General features: G+C 57.8%; 15 protein-coding genes. 12 read left to right on the top strand and 3 right to left on the bottom strand.

Annotated features, from left to right (window positions below; genetic code table 11):
* Nucleotides 1–2 precede the first annotated feature (2 nt).
* Entirely contained in the window at nt 3–1,088 is a 1,086-nt protein-coding gene (locus RXV86_RS11715) for a polyamine ABC transporter substrate-binding protein (protein WP_316299823.1), read from the bottom strand.
* A gap of 140 nt (nt 1,089–1,228) precedes the next feature.
* Between RXV86_RS11715 and RXV86_RS11710 the strand changes: the two genes are divergently transcribed.
* From RXV86_RS11710 to RXV86_RS11680, 7 genes are all read left to right on the top strand, one after another.
* Entirely contained in the window at nt 1,229–1,915 is a 687-nt protein-coding gene (locus RXV86_RS11710) for a GntR family transcriptional regulator (protein WP_316299821.1), read from the top strand.
* A gap of 104 nt (nt 1,916–2,019) precedes the next feature.
* Nucleotides 2,020–3,417, top strand: a complete 1,398-nt coding sequence (locus RXV86_RS11705; protein ID WP_316299818.1) for an aspartate aminotransferase family protein — start codon at nt 2,020–2,022, stop codon at nt 3,415–3,417.
* Nucleotides 3,418–3,629: 212 nt separating this feature from the next.
* Nucleotides 3,630–4,730 (top strand): ABC transporter ATP-binding protein, encoded by a 1,101-nt coding sequence (locus tag RXV86_RS11700; protein ID WP_316299816.1) that lies wholly within the window; start codon nt 3,630–3,632, stop codon nt 4,728–4,730.
* 116 nt (nt 4,731–4,846) lie between these two features.
* Complete coding sequence (locus tag RXV86_RS11695; protein ID WP_316299812.1) at nt 4,847–5,926, top strand: ABC transporter substrate-binding protein; 1,080 nt, start codon at nt 4,847–4,849, stop codon at nt 5,924–5,926.
* Nucleotides 5,927–6,004: 78 nt separating this feature from the next.
* Nucleotides 6,005–7,255, top strand: coding sequence for an ABC transporter permease (locus RXV86_RS11690; protein ID WP_316299808.1), 1,251 nt, complete (start codon nt 6,005–6,007; stop codon nt 7,253–7,255).
* A gap of 5 nt (nt 7,256–7,260) precedes the next feature.
* On the top strand, nt 7,261–8,505 hold the full coding sequence (locus tag RXV86_RS11685; protein ID WP_316299807.1) for an ABC transporter permease: 1,245 nt from the start codon (nt 7,261–7,263) through the stop codon (nt 8,503–8,505).
* A 91-nt stretch (nt 8,506–8,596) separates the two neighbouring features.
* Nucleotides 8,597–9,394 carry an SDR family oxidoreductase gene (locus RXV86_RS11680; protein WP_316300265.1) on the top strand — a complete coding sequence of 266 codons (798 nt, stop codon included), beginning with the start codon at nt 8,597–8,599 and terminating at the stop codon, nt 9,392–9,394.
* A gap of 423 nt (nt 9,395–9,817) precedes the next feature.
* On the opposite strand, the gene RXV86_RS11675 is transcribed toward RXV86_RS11680, so the two are convergent.
* Complete coding sequence (locus tag RXV86_RS11675; protein WP_316299805.1) at nt 9,818–10,684, bottom strand: branched-chain amino acid aminotransferase; 867 nt, start codon at nt 10,682–10,684, stop codon at nt 9,818–9,820.
* A gap of 174 nt (nt 10,685–10,858) precedes the next feature.
* Between RXV86_RS11675 and RXV86_RS11670 the strand changes: the two genes are divergently transcribed.
* The 4 genes from RXV86_RS11670 (at nt 10,859) to RXV86_RS11655 (ending at nt 13,878) form a co-directional block, all read left to right on the top strand.
* Nucleotides 10,859–11,356 (top strand): MarR family transcriptional regulator, encoded by a 498-nt coding sequence (locus RXV86_RS11670; protein ID WP_316299803.1) that lies wholly within the window; start codon nt 10,859–10,861, stop codon nt 11,354–11,356.
* The gene (locus tag RXV86_RS11665) at nt 11,353–12,054 is read left to right on the top strand and encodes a response regulator (RefSeq protein WP_316299800.1); all 702 of its coding nucleotides are present in this window, start codon (nt 11,353–11,355) and stop codon (nt 12,052–12,054) included. The genes RXV86_RS11670 and RXV86_RS11665 overlap by 4 nt, the downstream gene beginning before the upstream one ends.
* Nucleotides 12,055–12,166: 112 nt before the next feature.
* Complete coding sequence (locus RXV86_RS11660; protein WP_316299797.1) at nt 12,167–13,297, top strand: TauD/TfdA family dioxygenase; 1,131 nt, start codon at nt 12,167–12,169, stop codon at nt 13,295–13,297.
* Nucleotides 13,294–13,878, top strand: coding sequence for an HD domain-containing protein (locus RXV86_RS11655; protein WP_316299795.1), 585 nt, complete (start codon nt 13,294–13,296; stop codon nt 13,876–13,878). Before RXV86_RS11660 ends, RXV86_RS11655 begins: the two co-directional genes overlap by 4 nt.
* A gap of 132 nt (nt 13,879–14,010) precedes the next feature.
* Here RXV86_RS11655 and RXV86_RS11650 read toward each other — a convergent pair whose 3' ends face one another.
* A complete protein-coding gene (locus RXV86_RS11650; protein WP_316299793.1) occupies nt 14,011–15,795 on the bottom strand; it encodes a winged helix-turn-helix domain-containing protein in 1,785 nt (594 codons plus the stop codon).
* Here RXV86_RS11650 and RXV86_RS11645 point away from each other — a divergent pair.
* Nucleotides 15,788–16,489, top strand: coding sequence for a hypothetical protein (locus RXV86_RS11645; RefSeq protein WP_316299790.1), 702 nt, complete (start codon nt 15,788–15,790; stop codon nt 16,487–16,489). The two genes, RXV86_RS11650 and RXV86_RS11645, sit on opposite strands and share 8 nt — an antisense overlap.
* The last annotated feature ends 493 nt before the right edge of the window (nt 16,490–16,982 follow it).

Below are 16,982 nucleotides of genomic sequence, written 5' to 3'. Positions count from 1 at the left end.
CTTCAGGTACCGGACTTGATCTTGGTCCAGAGCCGCGTCACAACACGCTGCACCTTCGAGTCATAAGGTCGCGTTGTATAGAGCGTCTTGAGGGCCTCTTCGGTCGGATAGATCGCCGGATCGCCGATCACATCCTCTTCCAGCATCGGCTGCGATGCCAGATTTCCATTGGCGTAATAGACGTAGTTCGACGCCGTCGCCATGTTGCCCGCATCCATAATGAAGTTCAGAAACTTGTGCGCACCATCAGGGTTCGGGGCATCTGCGGGAATCGCCATTTGGTCGAACCACATCAGCGAACCTTCTTTGGCTGCGTTATAGGCGATCTCGACACCGTTTTCCGCTTCTATAGCACGGTCGCGGGCCTGCAGAACGTCACCGGACCAGCCTACGGCCACACAGATATCACCATTGGCCAGCGCGTTGATGTATTCCGAGCTGTGGAATTTCTGCACGTAAGGCGCAACTGCGGCCAGCACGGCCTCGGTCTTCTTGATCACGTCGGGATCATGGCTGTCGGGGTCCTCTCCCAGATAGGCCAGAGCCGCCGGAATGATCTCGGCCGGAGCATCAAGGATATGCACACCGCATGACGCCAGCTTCTCCATGTTGGCGGGATCAAAGATAAGCGCCAAGCTGTCGATCGGCGCATCACCGCCAAGCACTTCTTTCACCTTGCCGACATTTACGCCGAGCCCGGTGGTTCCCCACATGTAGTTGATCGAGTATTCGTTGCCCGGATCATAAGCCGCAGTCCGCGAGCTGATCACGTCCCACATATTGCCGTGGTTGGGCAGCTTGGATGTGTCCAGCTTCTGAAACGCTCCGGCCACGATCTGGCGCTGCAGAAAAGTACCCGAGGGAACGACGACGTCATACCCTGACCCACCGGCCAGCAACTTGGTTTCAAGCACCTCGTTGGAATCGAACACGTCGTAGATCAGCTTGATGCCGGTTTCTTCTTCGAACTTGGTCAGCAGACCTTCATCGATATAGTCCGACCAGTTGTAGACGCGGACTTCTTCCGCCGTTGCCATCCCGACCATCAGGGCAATGGTGGCGGTTGCGGTAAATAGGTGTTTTATCATTTCGTTCTCCCGGTTGTGGGGTCAGCATCCCCCTTTTTGCAATTTGATCAAGTTTTTTGATCAAATGCAACATGGCTTTTTTTTTGCCTCGCCTGTAAGCTGGCGACAATTACGGTAAAGCGACTATGAATTCCGCGGCAATGACCAAATCAAAAGCAGAGCAAAAACACCAGGACAGCAAGTCTGAACCTGCACCGACACCGGCCCACGAGACTGTTTATCGACAGCTTCGCGATCTTATTCTGTTTGGCGAACTGGCACCAGGACAACCCGTCACCATCCAAGGGATCACTGCTAAGCTAGACGCTGGTGTTACCCCGGTTCGCGAGGCGATCCGCCGATTGACGGCTGAAGGTGCCTTGGAGTTCCAAGGCAATCGCCGGGTTTGCGTGCCGCAATTGTCAGTTGAGAATGTGAACGAATTAATCTTTGTTCGTCAAGCTATTGAGCCTCAACTAGCCTCGCGCGCAGCGGAAAGGGCCAACGAACAGGACGTGTCGCGGCTGATTGATATCGACTCAAGATTGGACCAAGCAATCGTCAATGGCGACGTTCCTGCTTACTTGGAATTGAATTATCGCTTCCACACGGCGATCTATGATTTGGCCGACGCTCCTATCCTTCAGGCCATCGCACGTGGTCTTTGGCTGCGCTTCGGGCCCTCGCTCAGGGTGGTCTGTGGCAGGCTTGGAACGCAGAACCTGCCGGATCAGCACAAGGAAGCTTTGAACGCAATGCGGGTGGGCGATGCCGCCACAGCGGCCAAGGCCATGCGCGATGACGTAATCCAAGGGATGGAACAAGTGCGTCGCTCGATTGCCGGGTAAATTGCGGCGAATCAGTTGATTCGATTGACACTCTGAAATTTGATCATATTCTTGGGTGAGACTTCTTGCCCAAACTTTGAACGATTCACGAAAGCGAGGCCCCCATGGCGCAGATCACCAACCACATGCCCACCGCCGAACTGCAGGCCCTTGATGCCGCGCACCATATGCACCCGTTCACCACCGGGGACGAACTTGCCGCCAAAGGCGCGCGGATCATCACCCGTGCCAAGGGCGTGATGCTGACCGATAGCGAAGGCAATGAAATCCTCGACGGCATGGGCGGTCTGTGGTGCGTCAATGTCGGCTATGGCCGGGACGAGCTTGCTGAGGTTGCGGCACGCCAAATGCGGGAACTGCCGTATTACAACACGTTCTTCATGACCACACATGTCCCCGCGATTGCCCTATCGCAACGCCTAGCCGAACTGGCACCGGGCGATCTGAACCACGTGTTCTTTGCCGGGTCGGGGTCTGAAGCGAACGATACCAACCTGCGCGCCGTGCGGGTGTATTGGGCGCAGAAAGGTAAACCGGAAAAGCAGATCATCATCAGCCGAAAAAACGCGTATCACGGCTCAACCGTGGGAGCGGCGAGCTTGGGCGGCATGACTCCAATGCATGAACAGGGTGGTTTGCCGATTCCCGGTATCCACCATATCGACCAACCCAATTGGTGGGCCGAAGGTAGGGACATGACCCCCGAGGAATTTGGTCTGGCCCGCGCGCGCGAACTGGAAAAGGCCATTCAGGAACTGGGCGAAGACAAGGTCGCTGCCTTCATCGCCGAACCGATTCAGGGTGCAGGTGGCGTGATCGTGCCGCCTTCGACTTATTGGCCGGAAATCCAACGAATTTGTGACGAGCATGAAATCTTGCTGATCGCGGACGAAGTTATCTGTGGTTTTGGCCGCACTGGCAATTGGTTCGGCAGCCAAACCGTGAATATCCGCCCCGACATCATGACCATCGCCAAGGGCCTCAGTTCGGGTTACGCGCCGATTGCCGGATCGATCGTGTCTGACGAGGTGGCGAGCGTTCTGGGGGCTTGTGAATTTAACCACGGCTACACCTATTCCGGCCACCCGGTCGCCGCCGCTGTTGCGTTGGAAAACCTGCGCATCCTGGACGAGGAAGGCATCATCGACAGCGTCGCAACCGACACCGGCCCCTACCTGCAAGAAAAATGGAAAAGCTTGGCCGAGCACCCGCTGGTGGGCGAAGCCAGCATCGTCGGCATGATGGGGTCAATCGCGCTGACCCCAAACAAGGAAACCCGCGCCAAGTTTGCCAGCGATCCGGGCACAGTCGGCTATATCTGCCGGGAACGTTGCTTTGCCAACAACGTGATCATGCGTCACGTTGGCGATCGGATGATCATTTCTCCGCCGCTGGTGATTTCGAAACCCGAAATCGACCTGCTGATCGAGCGGGCCACCCTGTCGCTGGACGAGTGCTTGGCCCAGGTCGAAAAGGACGGGTTGATGCAAGCTGCGAGCTGATTCAGTGCTACGCACATTGACGGACCCGCAACCATTGCGGGTCCGTTACTACGCCGCTCATAGGGCATACCTGCTAAAAACGGCCCGATTTCTGAACAAAATGCGGATTCTGCTCTAAAATGCCGCAAACTGGTTGCATGACCCGGCAACTGTGGTTTTACATTGCTGTCAAAGAAGGGTGAAAGCCCACATATACTGACAGGGAGTCAGACTTGGCTGATGCGCAAAACGAAAATGCGTTCGTGGAATTCGAACGCGTGCAGAAAAGCTATGACGGGGAACAGCTCGTCGTAAAAGACCTCAACCTGACAATGCCACGCGGCGAGTTTCTGACCATGCTTGGGCCGTCCGGTTCGGGCAAGACAACTTGTCTGATGATGCTAGCCGGTTTTGAAACCGCCACCCATGGCGAGATCAAGCTGGATGGCAGGCCGATCAACAACATCCCACCGCACAAGCGCGGTATCGGCATGGTGTTCCAGAATTACGCCCTCTTCCCGCACATGACGATCGAGGAGAACCTCTCGTTTCCGTTGGAAGTCCGCAAAATCGGCAAATCCGACCGCGAAACAAAAGTGCGCCGCGCCCTCGATATGGTCGAAATGGGCAGCTTTGGCGCGCGTCGGCCGGCACAGCTTTCGGGTGGTCAGCAACAGCGCGTCGCCCTGGCCCGTGCGCTGGTGTTTGAACCGGAACTGGTTCTGATGGACGAACCGCTGGGCGCGCTCGACAAACAACTGCGCGAAAAGATGCAGTTCGAGATCACCCACTTGGCCCACAGCCTTGGTATCACCGTGGTTTACGTGACCCACGACCAGACCGAGGCGCTGACCATGTCGGACCGGGTTGCGGTGTTCGATGACGGCCGCATTCAACAGATTGCCCCGCCGGATCAACTGTATGAAGAGCCGGAAAACAGTTTCGTGGCGCAATTCATCGGAGAGAACAACACGCTGGAAGGCGTGGTCAAAGAGATCAACAACGGTCTTGCCCTTGTTGAGCTTGACGACGGCGAGTTGATCGACTGCAAACCGGTCAATGTCGGCCAGCCGGGTGAGCGCACACGCGTTTCGATTCGCCCGGAGCGGGTGGAATTCAACAAAGACCGGTTGCAAGAGGGCGCGCATCTTCTCAAGGCCGAGGTTCTGGAGTTCATTTACATGGGCGACAGCTTCCGCACCAAGCTGCGCGTGGCGGGCAATGATGAGTTCGTCATCAAAAGCCGGAACGCCCCCGACCAGGTTCGCCTGAAACCTGGTGAGCAGATCGAAATTGGCTGGCTGCCCGAAGATTGCCGGGCGCTGGACGCCTGATCGTACAAGGAATTTGCCGGGGGTGGCTCGCCCATGCCCGGTTCAACCCCTGGCGCAATACATACCCGGACCATTGTGCCAAAAAACGAGTAACCGGGAGACATAGGGAGTAACTTATGAAACTGACGAAAACTCTCCTTGCCACCACTGCACTTGCCTTTGCGGCAGGTGCAGCGACGGCAGGCGAAATCACCGTAGTAAGCTGGGGCGGCGCATACACCAAGTCGCAAGTTGAAGCCTATCACAAACCCTGGATGGCCAAGACCGGCAACACCATCGTGTCCGAGGACTACAACGGTGGCCTGGCCGAGGTGAAAGCCCAAGTTGAAGCTGGCAACGTGACCTGGGATCTGGTCGACGTTGAGCTTTCGGACGCCGTGCGCGGCTGCGACGAAGGCCTACTGGAAACCATCGACCCGGCGATCCTGCCGCCGGCGCCGGATGGCACCCCGGCGATGGAAGACTTCATCGACGGCGCGGTCTCCGAGTGTGCTGTTGCCAACATCGTGTGGTCGACCATCTATGCCTATGACAGCTCGAAAATGGAAAACGGCCCGAAAACCATGGCCGATTTCTTTGACCTGGAAGGGTTCCCGGGCAAGCGCGGCCTTCGTAAAGGCCCCAAGGCGAACCTGGAAATGGCTCTGATCGCCGATGGCGTTGCCAACACCGACGTCTATGAAATGCTGGGCACCGAAGAAGGTGTGGCCCGTGCGTTTGCCAAGCTCGACACCATCAAGGACAGCACTGTCTGGTGGGAAGCTGGCGCACAACCGCCGCAGCTTCTGGCAGATGGCGAAGTCGCCATGACCACCGCCTATAACGGCCGTATCTTCAACGCGGTTGCAGCCGAAGACAAGCCGTTCGAAATCGTCTGGGACGGACAGGTGTTTGACCTTGACCTGTGGGTGATGCCGAAGGGTGCGCCGAACAAGGACCTGGCAATGGACTTCCTGGCGTTCTCGACCGCGACCGAGCAGCTGGCAGCACAAGCCTCGTGGATTTCCTACGGCCCGGCGCGCAAGTCTTCGGCTCCGCTGGTTGGCAACTACGCTACCAAGCCTGACCTTGCGATGGGTCCACAAATGCCCACCGCGCCGGAAAACTTCGCGACTGCGATTCAGAACGACTTTGAGTTCTGGGCCGACAACCAGGACGAGTTGAACGAGCGTTTCAACGCTTGGCTGGCCAAGTAATCCTGACGTGAGCATTGGGGAGGGGCCGCACGGCCCTTCCCCATCCCCTGACAAGACCAACCCCAAGGCGTGACACTTATGAGCGATACTTCCGGTCCGATCCTGGCCGCCGACGGCACCCCGCTTAAGAAAAAGCTGGCGCAGACGCTGTTCCGTTCGCGGGTTCGCGCCTTTGGCCTGGTCTTTCCCCTGCTGGCCTTTATCATCATTTCCTTCATCGTTCCGATCATCCTGCTTTTGACGCAAAGCGTGTACGACTCGCGCTATGCCGATCTGATGCCGAATTCGACGGCAGCGGTGGCAAATTGGGACGCGGTTTCGGACCCTACGGAAGAGATGGCCGCCGCCATGGTGGCCGACCTGATAGTCGCGCGAGAAACCAAGAACATCGGCAAGGTCGCGACCCGCGTGAATCGCGAGAAGTCCGGCACGCGCAGCCTGTTCACCAAGTCCGCTCGTAGCGCCAAGAAGATGGAGCCGCCCTATCTGGATGCCCTGATCAAAAAGGACAAGAAATGGGCGGATATCGAGACCTGGAAAGCGGTCAAGATCTCGGCCAAGAAGTTCAACCCCGGCTATGTCGCCGCCGCGGTCGACTTGAAATACAACGCCGATGGATCATTCTCGCGCCAAAGCGAAGAGCGGCGGATTCACGGGATGCTATTCTATCGGACTCTGGAAATCTCGTTCCTGGTGACAGTGTTCACTCTGCTCTTGGGCTACCCGGTGGCGTACCTGTTGTCGACGCTGTCGGTAAAGACCTCGAACCTTCTTCTGATCCTGGTGCTGCTGCCGTTCTGGACCTCGCTTCTGGTGCGGACCACGGCATGGATTGCCATGTTGCAGGGTCAGGGGGTTCTGAACGACCTGTTTGTCGTGTTTGGATTGGCAACAGATGATGACCGTTTCAGCCTGATCTACAACAAGACCGGCACGCTGATCTCGATGACACATATCCTGCTGCCGTTCATGATCCTGCCGCTCTATTCGGTGATGAAGACGATACCGCCCTCTTATGTCCGCGCGGCAAAGTCGATGGGTGCCAAACCCGCAACGGCCTTCTGGCGGGTCTATTTCCCGCAGTCGGTGCCTGGGATCGGTGCCGGTGCGCTTCTCGTCTTTATCCTTGCCATCGGCTACTACATCACGCCGGCCCTTGTTGGTGGGCAGGACGGTCAGATGATCTCGAACATCATCGACTTCCACATGCGCAAATCGCTGAACTGGAACCTTGCTGCGGCGCTGGGCCTCGTGCTTCTTGTCTTCGTGCTGTTCATGTTCTGGCTCTATGACCGCATCGTCGGCATCGACAATATGAAACTGGGGTGACGAGCATGAGCACTGGCGAATACAGATACATCCCTCCGCAACCGCCAACGTGGTTCAACATCGCGTGGCTGGCCGGATTTGGTGCCATCATCGGGCTTGCTACGGCGCAAGGAAATTTCGCACTCTTTCTGCCCTACCTGGCGGTGGGCGCGGTTCTGTTCGGCCTCGTAGCTCTGATCGTACCCAATGTGACGCAAAACCGTGCTCTAGCAGGGTTTGGGGTCACACTTCTGTTCTTCGTACTGGGTTGGCAGGTCTTCAGCTTTGCCTATGGCGTATTGATGGGCGTGGTGGGCTATTTCATCGGTCGCATGTCACTTTGGCTTAGCTCGGGTAACTATCGTCTTAACGTCCCGCCCTACGCTACGTCAGGCGAGGTGCTTTGGTTCTATGCGTTCCGTACGATCTGCGGCTTGATTTTCCTGTTCCTGATCACACCGATCATCATCCTGATCCCGCTGTCGTTTAACCAGGAACCCTATTTCAGCTTTACGCCTGGCATGCTGGCACTGGACAGCGAGGCCTATAGCTTGCGCTGGTACTGGGACATCCTGAAGAACGGCATGGCCGCACCGGAAGCCGTGAGCGGCTGGTGGTCGGACATGTGGAACAACGCGCAATGGGTGCGGTCGATCAAGAACAGCTTCTGGATCGGCATTTGGGCGACGCTGCTGTCAACGGCGCTGGGCACGCTGGCCGCCATCGGCCTGAGCCGATCGGAAATGCCCTATCGTCGCGGAATCATGGCGCTTTTGATCTCGCCCATGATCGTGCCGCTGGTGATCACCGCGTCGGGCCTGTTCTATTTCTTCTCGGATGTGGGCCTGGCCAAGACCTATGTCGGGTTGATCCTGGCCCACGCCGCCTTGGGCACACCGTTTGTTATCATCACAGTGACGGCGACGCTGGTCAGCTTTGATCAGAGCCTTGTACGGGCTGCGGCCAACATGGGTGCCGGGCCGGTTAAGACCTTCTTCAAGGTGCAGATGCCTTTGATCCTGCCGGGTGTGATTTCCGGCGGCCTGTTTGCCTTTATCACTTCATTCGACGAGGTGGTTGTGGTGCTGCAATTGGCGGACGTGAAGCAACGGACCATTCCACGGCAGATGTTCAGCGGTATTCGCGAGCAGATCAGCCCGACGATCTTGGCGGTGGCGACGATCCTGGTGATCATCTCGATTGCCCTGCTGACGGCGGTGGAACTGCTGCGGCGGCGTTCCGAGCGGATGCGTGGGATCACCGGGACGTAACCGACGCAGCGGAAAACTTGCAAGCATTGAGCGCTTCGCCTTTCAATAAGGCGAAGCGTTTTTCATTGCGCGGGTCAGGGAGGGGCAAGTTATCGAAATTCAAGGAAAAGTCGCCGTGGTCACTGGCGCAGCGCAGGGTATTGGGCGGGCGCTGTGTGTCGCGTTGAAGGAGGCCGGTGCCGCACATGTGGTGGCCGTCGACCTGAAGCTCCAAGGCGCGCAGGAAACTGCTGACATGACCAGTGGCACGGCGATGGCCTGTGACGTCGGCGATCAGACGCAAATGGAAGCGATGATCGACCGGGTGGAAGACGAGATTGGGCCGATTGATCTGTTTTGCTCGAATGCGGGCATCCTGACCGGGCTTGATGAATCTTTCGATAACATCGCGTTCGCCAGCACCGAGGAGTGGAACAAGGCCTGGGCCGTGAACGTCATGGCCCATGTTCACGCCGCCCGCCATCTGATTCCGAAAATGAAGGCGCGCGGGGGTGGGTACTTCATGCACACGGCAAGCGCGGCAGGGCTGTTAAATCAAGTGGGATCAGCGGTTTACGGGGTCACCAAACACGCCGCCGTGGGCTTTGCCGAGGCCTTGGCGCTGGGTCACAAGGACGACAATATCCGGGTAACGGTTTTGTGCCCGCAAGGGGTGGATACCGAGATGGTGCGTGGCGCGGGCGAAAACCCGGCGACGGCGGATGGAATCCTTTCAACTCAACGGGTTGCCGAGGATACGCTGCAAGCGATCCGAGACGAAAAGTTCCTTGTTTTGCCGCACGAAAACGTCGCTGGTTACATGCAGAACAAGGTACAGGATTACGACCGTTGGATCGGCGGAATGGCCAAGCTGCAACGCTATTTCAAGGCCGCGCAGGGTAAAGGTTAACGACACCGTACGGTCCGGGTTTTGGGGGCTGGAATCCGTCTGCTATCTGTCGGGCACCTGTCGGGCATTTTTTGCTTTACGCGTTAACGACACAAAAGGCTAACGCAGCGTGCGGTGCTGCCACTATCGTGCGAAAATCTCCGAGACCTTCACCGCCGTTGGCGCGATGGCCAAGTGGCTTTGAGGTTCCGCGTCACACGGCATCGGAGCAATGGCATAACCAACACCGGCACGAAAACCAAAAATGGCCAGCCCCCTAGCAATGCGGCGACACGCGAGGCGGTCGCGATCTTGGATCGCCGGCCTAGGCAAAAGACATTCGTCACCGATGCATTGCATGAAAAAACCCTTCTGCACCGAGTTGGGCAGAAGGGTAAATTCAACCTCTGACAGAAAGGAGTTTGTCAGGGTGTCAGCACCGGGTTATTCGCGAACAAGTTTCTCGTAACTTGTCGAAATATCCTTGGTCAGATCACCGACCTCGAAATTCCAATCACCGATCTGGCCCACAGGGGTGACCTCGGCCGCCGAACCGGTCAGCCAGCATTGCTCCATCGACGAGAGCTCGTCGGGCTCGATGTAGCGTTCGTGCACCTTGATCTGGCGCTGTTCCAGCATTCCGATCACGGTCTGGCGGGTCAGGCCGTTGAGGATGGCGTCGGGTTTGGGCGTGTGGACCTCGCCATCTTTCACGAAGAAGATGTTGGCGCCGGTCGCCTCGGCCACGTAGCCGCGATAGTCGAGGAACATGGCGTCCGAGCAGCCCTTGGCCTCGGCGGCGTGTTTGGACATGGTGCAGATCATGTAGAGACCTGCCGCCTTGGCGTGGACCGGGATGGTCTCTGGGCTGGGCCGTTTCCATTTGGCCACGTCCAACTTGGCGCCTTTGAACTTGGCTTCGCCGTAATAATCGCCCCATTCCCAAGCGGCGACCGCCATGCGAACGGGGTTGCGGGCGGAACTGACGCCCATATCTTCGCCGGCCCCGCGCCAAGCCACGGCACGAACGTACGCGTTTTCCAACCCGTTGGCGTCGACAACAGCCTGTTTGGCGGCCTCGATCTGATCGACGGAATAGGGGATCGGCATGTCGAGATATTCGCCCGATTTCAGCAGCCGTTCGGAATGCTTGCGGCTGAGGAAGATCTTGCCGTTATAGAGGCGCTCGCCTTCGAATACCGACGAGGCATAGTGCAGCGCATGCGACAGGATGTGTACGTTGGCCGAGCGCCAATCTACCAGTTGTCCGTCCAACCAGATCTTGCCGTCGCGATCATCATAGCCTGTCATCATCTCTCTCCTTCGAGGCCCTTGGGGTTTTCATTTGTTGCGCAACTTACGTCCGCATCGGACATAAAATTTCGCTAAAGCCTCGATTCGCTACCAGTTGCACCTTGGAATGTCAACAAAGCTGACGTATTATGACAGGGCGAGCGGTTATTTGTGAACTGAGAGGTATGGGCCATGTCAGAGAGTTCCGGCAGCGACAGCCTGCTATTCCTGACCGATGAGCAACTGCGGCAAGGCATCGAGGCGGTGTTTTTCGCCTATCGCAGCTTTACCGCCGATCCCGATCGCATCCTGGCTGGGATGGCCTATGGCAGGGCGCATCACCGGGCGCTTCACTTCATTGCACGGGCACCAGGGACGACGGTGAACAACTTGTTGGAAATCCTCGGTGTCACCAAGCAGTCACTGAACCGTGTGTTGCGCACATTGATGGAAGATGGCCTTGTGGAAAGCATGGTAGGCAAGACCGACAGGCGGGAACGGAACCTGTATCTGACCGAGGATGGGCTGGCGCTTGAACGACGTCTTAGCGACGCCCAGCGGGCGCGGATGCGGGCAGCCTATCGCAAGGCAGGGCCCGAGGCGGTGACCGGGTTTCGGGCGGTGTTGGAAGCGATGATGGATCCAGAAATCCGACGCAAATACAGCGCGCTGAAAGAGGGTGGATCATGAGTGATTTCGAACCGCATCTGCTGATCGTTGACGATGACGAGCGAATTCGCACGCTGCTGCAGAAATTCCTGATCCGCAGCGGGTTCCTTGTGACCGGAGCACGGGACGGAGCGCACGCCCGGCGAATACTGAGTGGTCTGGATTTCGACCTGATCGTAATGGACGTGATGATGCCGGGGGAAACCGGGATCGCGCTGACTCGCGATCTGCGCAAATCATCAAACGTGCCGATCCTGCTTTTGACGGCGAAGGGAGAGACCGACGACCGGATAGCGGGGCTTGAAGCAGGCGCTGATGACTACCTGTCGAAGCCGTTCGAACCGAAGGAATTGCTGCTCAGGATCAATGCGATCCTGCGGCGGGTACCGGATGTGGCTGGCGAGGATATCCGGCCCAAGGTGCTACACTTGGGCGCGATCCGTTACGACATCGACCGGGGCGAGCTGTGGCAGGGTGACGAGTTGATCCGGCTGACCGCAACCGAGGGGCAGTTGATGCGCATCTTTGCCGCCAGCCCGGGCGAAGCGGTGAGCCGCACCAAGCTGGTCGAGGACCTGGGCCGTGATGGAGGTCAGGCGCAGGAGCGGGCAGTTGATGTACAGATCACCCGGCTGCGCCGCAAGATCGAGGCGGACCCGAAGCAGCCGCGGTATTTGCAGACGGTACGGGGTGCCGGGTACATGCTGGCACCGGACTGAGGTCGCCCCTGTCACACGCCTGTGTCGTTTTTAGGCACAGTAGAGCGTCGCAGACATGATTGATTGAGACCCCCTGCCCCACCGAACATGGCGGGCAAACAGGGAGGACGCGATGACAGAAGTTTCCATTCTTGAGGGCGGGGCTGCATTGGCGGTTGAGCATGGCGGGCAGAGGATGCGATTCCACGCCATATGGCTGCGCGACAATGCCCGGGATGCGGAGACGCGAGACCCGGGGAACGGGCAGCGGTTGATCGCACTTCGAGATATTCCGGACGGGACGGTGATTGGCGCGGCTGGGGTTGAAGGCGACCGGCTGAACATTCGGTTCGACCCCGAGGATAAGCGCGTGGTTTTTGACCTCGGTTGGCTGATGGATCATGGATATGATTGCGACGGCGCGGACGAACAAGGTTGGTTGGCGGAAGGGATCACTCCCTGGGATGCCGGATTGATGAATGCGATCCCTGAGGGCGAATTCAGCAAGGTTAGAGACGATTCCGGAGCGCGCGCCGCGTGGCTGGGCGGATTGGTACGGCATGGCTTTGCCAAGCTGACGGGCGGGCCGGTGGAGCCGGGATCATTGGCGAAAGTTGCCGACCTGTTCGGGCATATCCGCGAAACCAACTATGGCCGCTGGTTCGAGGTGCGCACCGAAGTGAACCCGACCAACCTTGCCTATACCGGACTGGGGTTGCAGGCACATACCGACAACCCCTATCGCGACCCGGTGCCGACGGTGCAGATCCTCTATTGCCTGGAGAACTCGGCAGAGGGCGGCGAGAACATGGTGGTGGACGGGTTTGCCTGTGCGTTGCGGCTGCGCGAGGAAAACCCAGGGGGGTTTGAGTTGCTGAGCCGGTATTGCGCGCGGTTCGAATATGCCGGAAGCGACGGGGTGATCTTGCGGTCACGCCGTCCGATGATCGAGCTGGCACCAGACGGGGAACTGATCGCGGTGCGGTTCAACAACCGCTCGACGGCAGCGATCACGGACGTGCCTTACGAGGACATGGAAAGCTATTACGCGGCCTATCGGCGGCTGGGTGAAATCATTGATGATCCGGCGATGGAGGTCACATTCAAGCTGAACCCAGGAGAGAGTTTCGTGGTCCAGAACACGCGGGTGCTACATGCACGCAAGGGTTATTCCGGGGAAGGATCGCGATGGCTTCAGGGCTGTTATGCAGACATGGACGGGGTACGATCCACCCACGCGGCGTTGACGGAAGGGGCGGCATGACACCGGATTTCCAGTCTCTAACACAAGCAAATATAGTCGAGTTCATAGGCGATGTATTCACCCGTCGCGGCGATGAGGAATACCTGGGCGAGCCTGTGACCATGGCCGAACATATGCTGCAAGGCGCGGCGATTGCCGAGGCACAAGGTGAGAGCGAAGAGATCATCGTTGCGGCGCTGTTGCATGATATCGGTCATTTCACATCGGAGTTCGGCACGTTCAGCATGGACGACACCGAGGACCGCCATCACGAAGACGCCGGCGCGGAATTGCTGGAGCAGTTCTTTCCTTCGGTGGTGACAGATTGCGTGCGCTATCACGTGGCGGCCAAGCGGTATCTGTGCGCCGCGCGCCCGGAATACTTCGGCCTGCTGAGCGAAGCCTCGGTGCATTCTCTGAACCTTCAAGGCGGGCCGATGAATGACGAAGAGAGGACGGCGTTCGCGAAGAACCCGAACCTCGAAGACATCATCAAAGTGCGTTACCTGGATGAGGCTGGGAAGGATCCGGACATGGTAACGCCCGGATACGAGCATTTCGCACCGATGGTGCAACGGGTTGTGGACCGGCACTGCGGGTGAGCAAGATCAGGTAGATGGCTTTCGGTTCACAGCCGCAATTCAACCTTGGTGCAGCGAAAGTCAGTTTCGAGCCCAAAGTGCGTTTTTCTGCGCGATGGATGATTGTCTGCATGCTGCGATTGCGGGACGCCATCAATGCCGAGGCATTCCGGATGCCTCCATCGCGATGAGCCAGCGATCCAATACACCGGGGGCCGTCCACATCCGGGATTCTATGCTCTTCACCCGCGAAACGGTCCAGTGAGGGTTCTCCGCAAGGTACTCATCCATGGCCTTCGTCGCATTGTCTTTGTCGCCAATGCAATGGTGGATGGCTGCAAGGAGTTTGTTGGCCGCGATTGGCATTGAGGGCGCTGACTTGAAGGAAGCCAGAGCCTCGTCACAGTCCCCTTTCTGCCACAACGCCCACGCCTTGTTCCATTGAAGGTCAAAGTGTTTGAGCGGATCAATGCGCTCCAGCTGATCAAGTGTCGCCAAGGCCTCATCCGACTTGCCCTGGTATATCTGCGATACCGCGAGCCCGTTGCCAACGATGGTGGACGAAGGATTCAGTTCGATCCCGCGCTCGAATGCGCGTGTCGCGTCTTCGACTTGGCCGTCGAACATCAAAGCCCGCCCGAGCGCATGGTAGGCCATGAAATTGTTAGGATCGAGCTCGACGCCTCGGCGGGCGAGATCGTACATCCGCTTGCGGAGTGCCACTTCGTCGCCTTCGATCCAGCCGTATTGAAGCCCAATACGCAACGACAGGGCCTGACCCAGAAAACCCCAGGCAGATTCCGGGTAGTCTTTTATCGACCTTTCCTGTTCCTCGATATTGATCAGCAGGTTCTCGCGCGTGAAGCTTCGCATGATCCGGCTTTGTGCTGCATTCGAGATCATCAAGGCACTGACATCGCCAGCGGACATGCTGGCGGCTGCGGTATCGATTACGCTTGTGCCTACAGCCTTGGCAATCATTCGACTGATTTCGCTGTTTGCCTCAAGCATCGCGCCCAAGGGCACGTCGAACTCATCCGCCCAGATATGGGCTTCTGTTGCGCCGTCGATCAATTGCGCGGTGATCCTCAGTCGGGAGCCGTCATATTGTTGGCTACCTTCAAGAACCAAATCGGCCCCAAGCGCCTTGGCGATCTCGGCAATCCCTTGAGGCGAGTCGCGAAACTGAAAGCTGGAGCGGCGCGAAATGACTGCCATCTGTGGAAACCGTGCCAAGGCGGTTATGATGTTTTCACTGATGGCGTCGCTCAAGAAGCCTTTGTGTGGCTCGGCAGAGAAATCTTCGAATGCCAGAACGGCAACCACCGGTGCATCGGTTGCGTCGTCGGGGCGCGTCAGAACATAGGCGGTGATCAGGGCGAAAACCGCGAGGGCGGCCACCATCGAATAGGAGCCAAGCCGTTTCGTTGATGTCGTGGAGTGGGTTTCCGGGACGGGCAGGACCAGCCTGTAGCCCTCGCGCGGAACAGTTTCGATTATGCGTTTTTCGGTATCGCCCACCACGCGCCGGATTTCTGCGATGCATTGCGCAACGCTGTCGGCCGCAACGGCGCGGCCCGACCAGATTTCGTCGATCAGCGCGTCTCGCGTTACTGTCTGGTCGGCATTTTTTGCCAATGCCAGAAGGACTTCGCGGGATTGATGCCTCAGCTCTATTTCGCTTCCGGCCAAGTCGTAGACCCGGCCGGTTGTCCGCTCAACAACCACGGTTCCCAGAGGGATTTCAGAAGATTTTAAGGTTTTTCGTTTGGTAAATCGCATCGGCTGGTCCTCCAATTCAACCATCGCCAATGCCCACTGTCTCGACTTTTCCGACAGTGGCCCTTCGGCAACGGGGAGGAGCATCTTCCGCTCCCAAGATTGAGGATACTTGATGAAACGTGTGACGAGAATAGCGAACAATCTTTTAATGCGCACTGCACGGACGGGTGTGCCGCCGCGCACTCTTGCAATTTCAGTTGCCTTGTTACTTGCCAGCCCAGCCGCTGCCGAGAGTTTTGACTTGACCACGCCTCGTGCGGATGCCCCTGTTCGAAACGCCGACGGAAGCGAGACGTTCCAACTACTTTCGGGCGAGTGCAGCGATGTTGAATACTTTTCTACCGAGTTAAATATCACCACCACCGATTGCGCCCGCGAACAAAACAGAATCGAGTATTTCGAAACATCAACGGCAGGTGCCGGAGACCGGCGTTTGTACGAATGGGAAATCTTCGTTCCGGAGGACTTCAGCTACAGCGCACTCAACGAACGACTGACCGCCGTCCAATTCAAGACTGTTACCGATATGCTTTACGGTTTCGAACTGAACAACGATGGCTACACCTTCCGAGCACGCGACTGCATCTCTGCGGACGGTTTTGGTGACTGGCACAAGGTCTCTGTGCGCATCCACTACGACTCCACGCCGCGCAAATCCCTCAAGGACAAAACGCCCGGTGTGTTTGTGGTCGAATGCGATGGAAAGGTAATTGCCGACACATCTGGCAGACCCAATTTGGCCGAAGGCGGTGAGATTCAGTTCAGATATGGCCTCTTCGGTGCCAAGAATATCCCTGACGCCGACAACGTCTCGGTATCATATCGGAACGTCCGGATCTCGGAGTGGTAAGGGCCGGCCGCAGGTCATGCAAAGCCGGCGGCATCGTGTTCCGATTTTCTCAGCTAAAGCGTCGTGTTAGTCACTAGTCGTGCGTCTTGATGCAACCCTCTGCATATATGGACCTGCCCGCATAACGCGGGAACCGGATCTCGGGCAATACAATTGGCAACAGGCGGCGTTGGGCCGACTGTTCGGCCTGAAAGGCTCGGTTTCACCGTCCGTCCGATTGGCGTATGGATAGTCGTGATCATGGCAACGGAGATTGCGCACAGAGGTTCCAAAAAATCAGCTCTATCTGTACAGCTGACCTTGGTGCAGTTGCAGCGAACGTCGGCAGACGTCCCGCGTTGCTGCCTTTGGTGCAACCCGCGGCTAATGTCTGGTACGAGCCCGAACGCGCCACCCAACATAAACACTGCCACATGAGCCTTTCGCCGCGCGCATAGCGGCTATCTCGCGACAAAGATTGATTTTGCGCGCCCTGCCCCGTAGCCCGGTGACA

Origin of the sequence: Aliisedimentitalea sp. MJ-SS2 (assembly GCF_032586155.1) — a bacterium.
Classification (GTDB): Bacteria; Pseudomonadota; Alphaproteobacteria; order Rhodobacterales; family Rhodobacteraceae; genus JAWHTC01.
Note: the sequence above shows the minus strand (reverse complement) of the source record. Positions and strands in the feature narration are given on the sequence as shown.

Bases quoted from the DNA above. Each gene is read 5' to 3' on its own strand.
- RXV86_RS11715 (WP_316299823.1), bottom strand. From the start codon at position 1,088: ATGATAAAACACCTATTTACCGCAACCGCCACCATTGCCCTGATGGTC.
- RXV86_RS11710 (WP_316299821.1), top strand. From the start codon at position 1,229: ATGACCAAATCAAAAGCAGAGCAAAAACACCAGGACAGCAAGTCTGAA.
- RXV86_RS11705 (WP_316299818.1), top strand. From the start codon at position 2,020: ATGGCGCAGATCACCAACCACATGCCCACCGCCGAACTGCAGGCCCTT.
- RXV86_RS11695 (WP_316299812.1), top strand. From the start codon at position 4,847: ATGAAACTGACGAAAACTCTCCTTGCCACCACTGCACTTGCCTTTGCG.
- RXV86_RS11690 (WP_316299808.1), top strand. From the start codon at position 6,005: ATGAGCGATACTTCCGGTCCGATCCTGGCCGCCGACGGCACCCCGCTT.
- RXV86_RS11685 (WP_316299807.1), top strand. From the start codon at position 7,261: ATGAGCACTGGCGAATACAGATACATCCCTCCGCAACCGCCAACGTGG.
- RXV86_RS11675 (WP_316299805.1), bottom strand. From the start codon at position 10,684: ATGACAGGCTATGATGATCGCGACGGCAAGATCTGGTTGGACGGACAA.
- RXV86_RS11670 (WP_316299803.1), top strand. From the start codon at position 10,859: ATGTCAGAGAGTTCCGGCAGCGACAGCCTGCTATTCCTGACCGATGAG.
- RXV86_RS11665 (WP_316299800.1), top strand. From the start codon at position 11,353: ATGAGTGATTTCGAACCGCATCTGCTGATCGTTGACGATGACGAGCGA.
- RXV86_RS11660 (WP_316299797.1), top strand. From the start codon at position 12,167: ATGACAGAAGTTTCCATTCTTGAGGGCGGGGCTGCATTGGCGGTTGAG.
- RXV86_RS11655 (WP_316299795.1), top strand. From the start codon at position 13,294: ATGACACCGGATTTCCAGTCTCTAACACAAGCAAATATAGTCGAGTTC.
- RXV86_RS11645 (WP_316299790.1), top strand. From the start codon at position 15,788: ATGCGCACTGCACGGACGGGTGTGCCGCCGCGCACTCTTGCAATTTCA.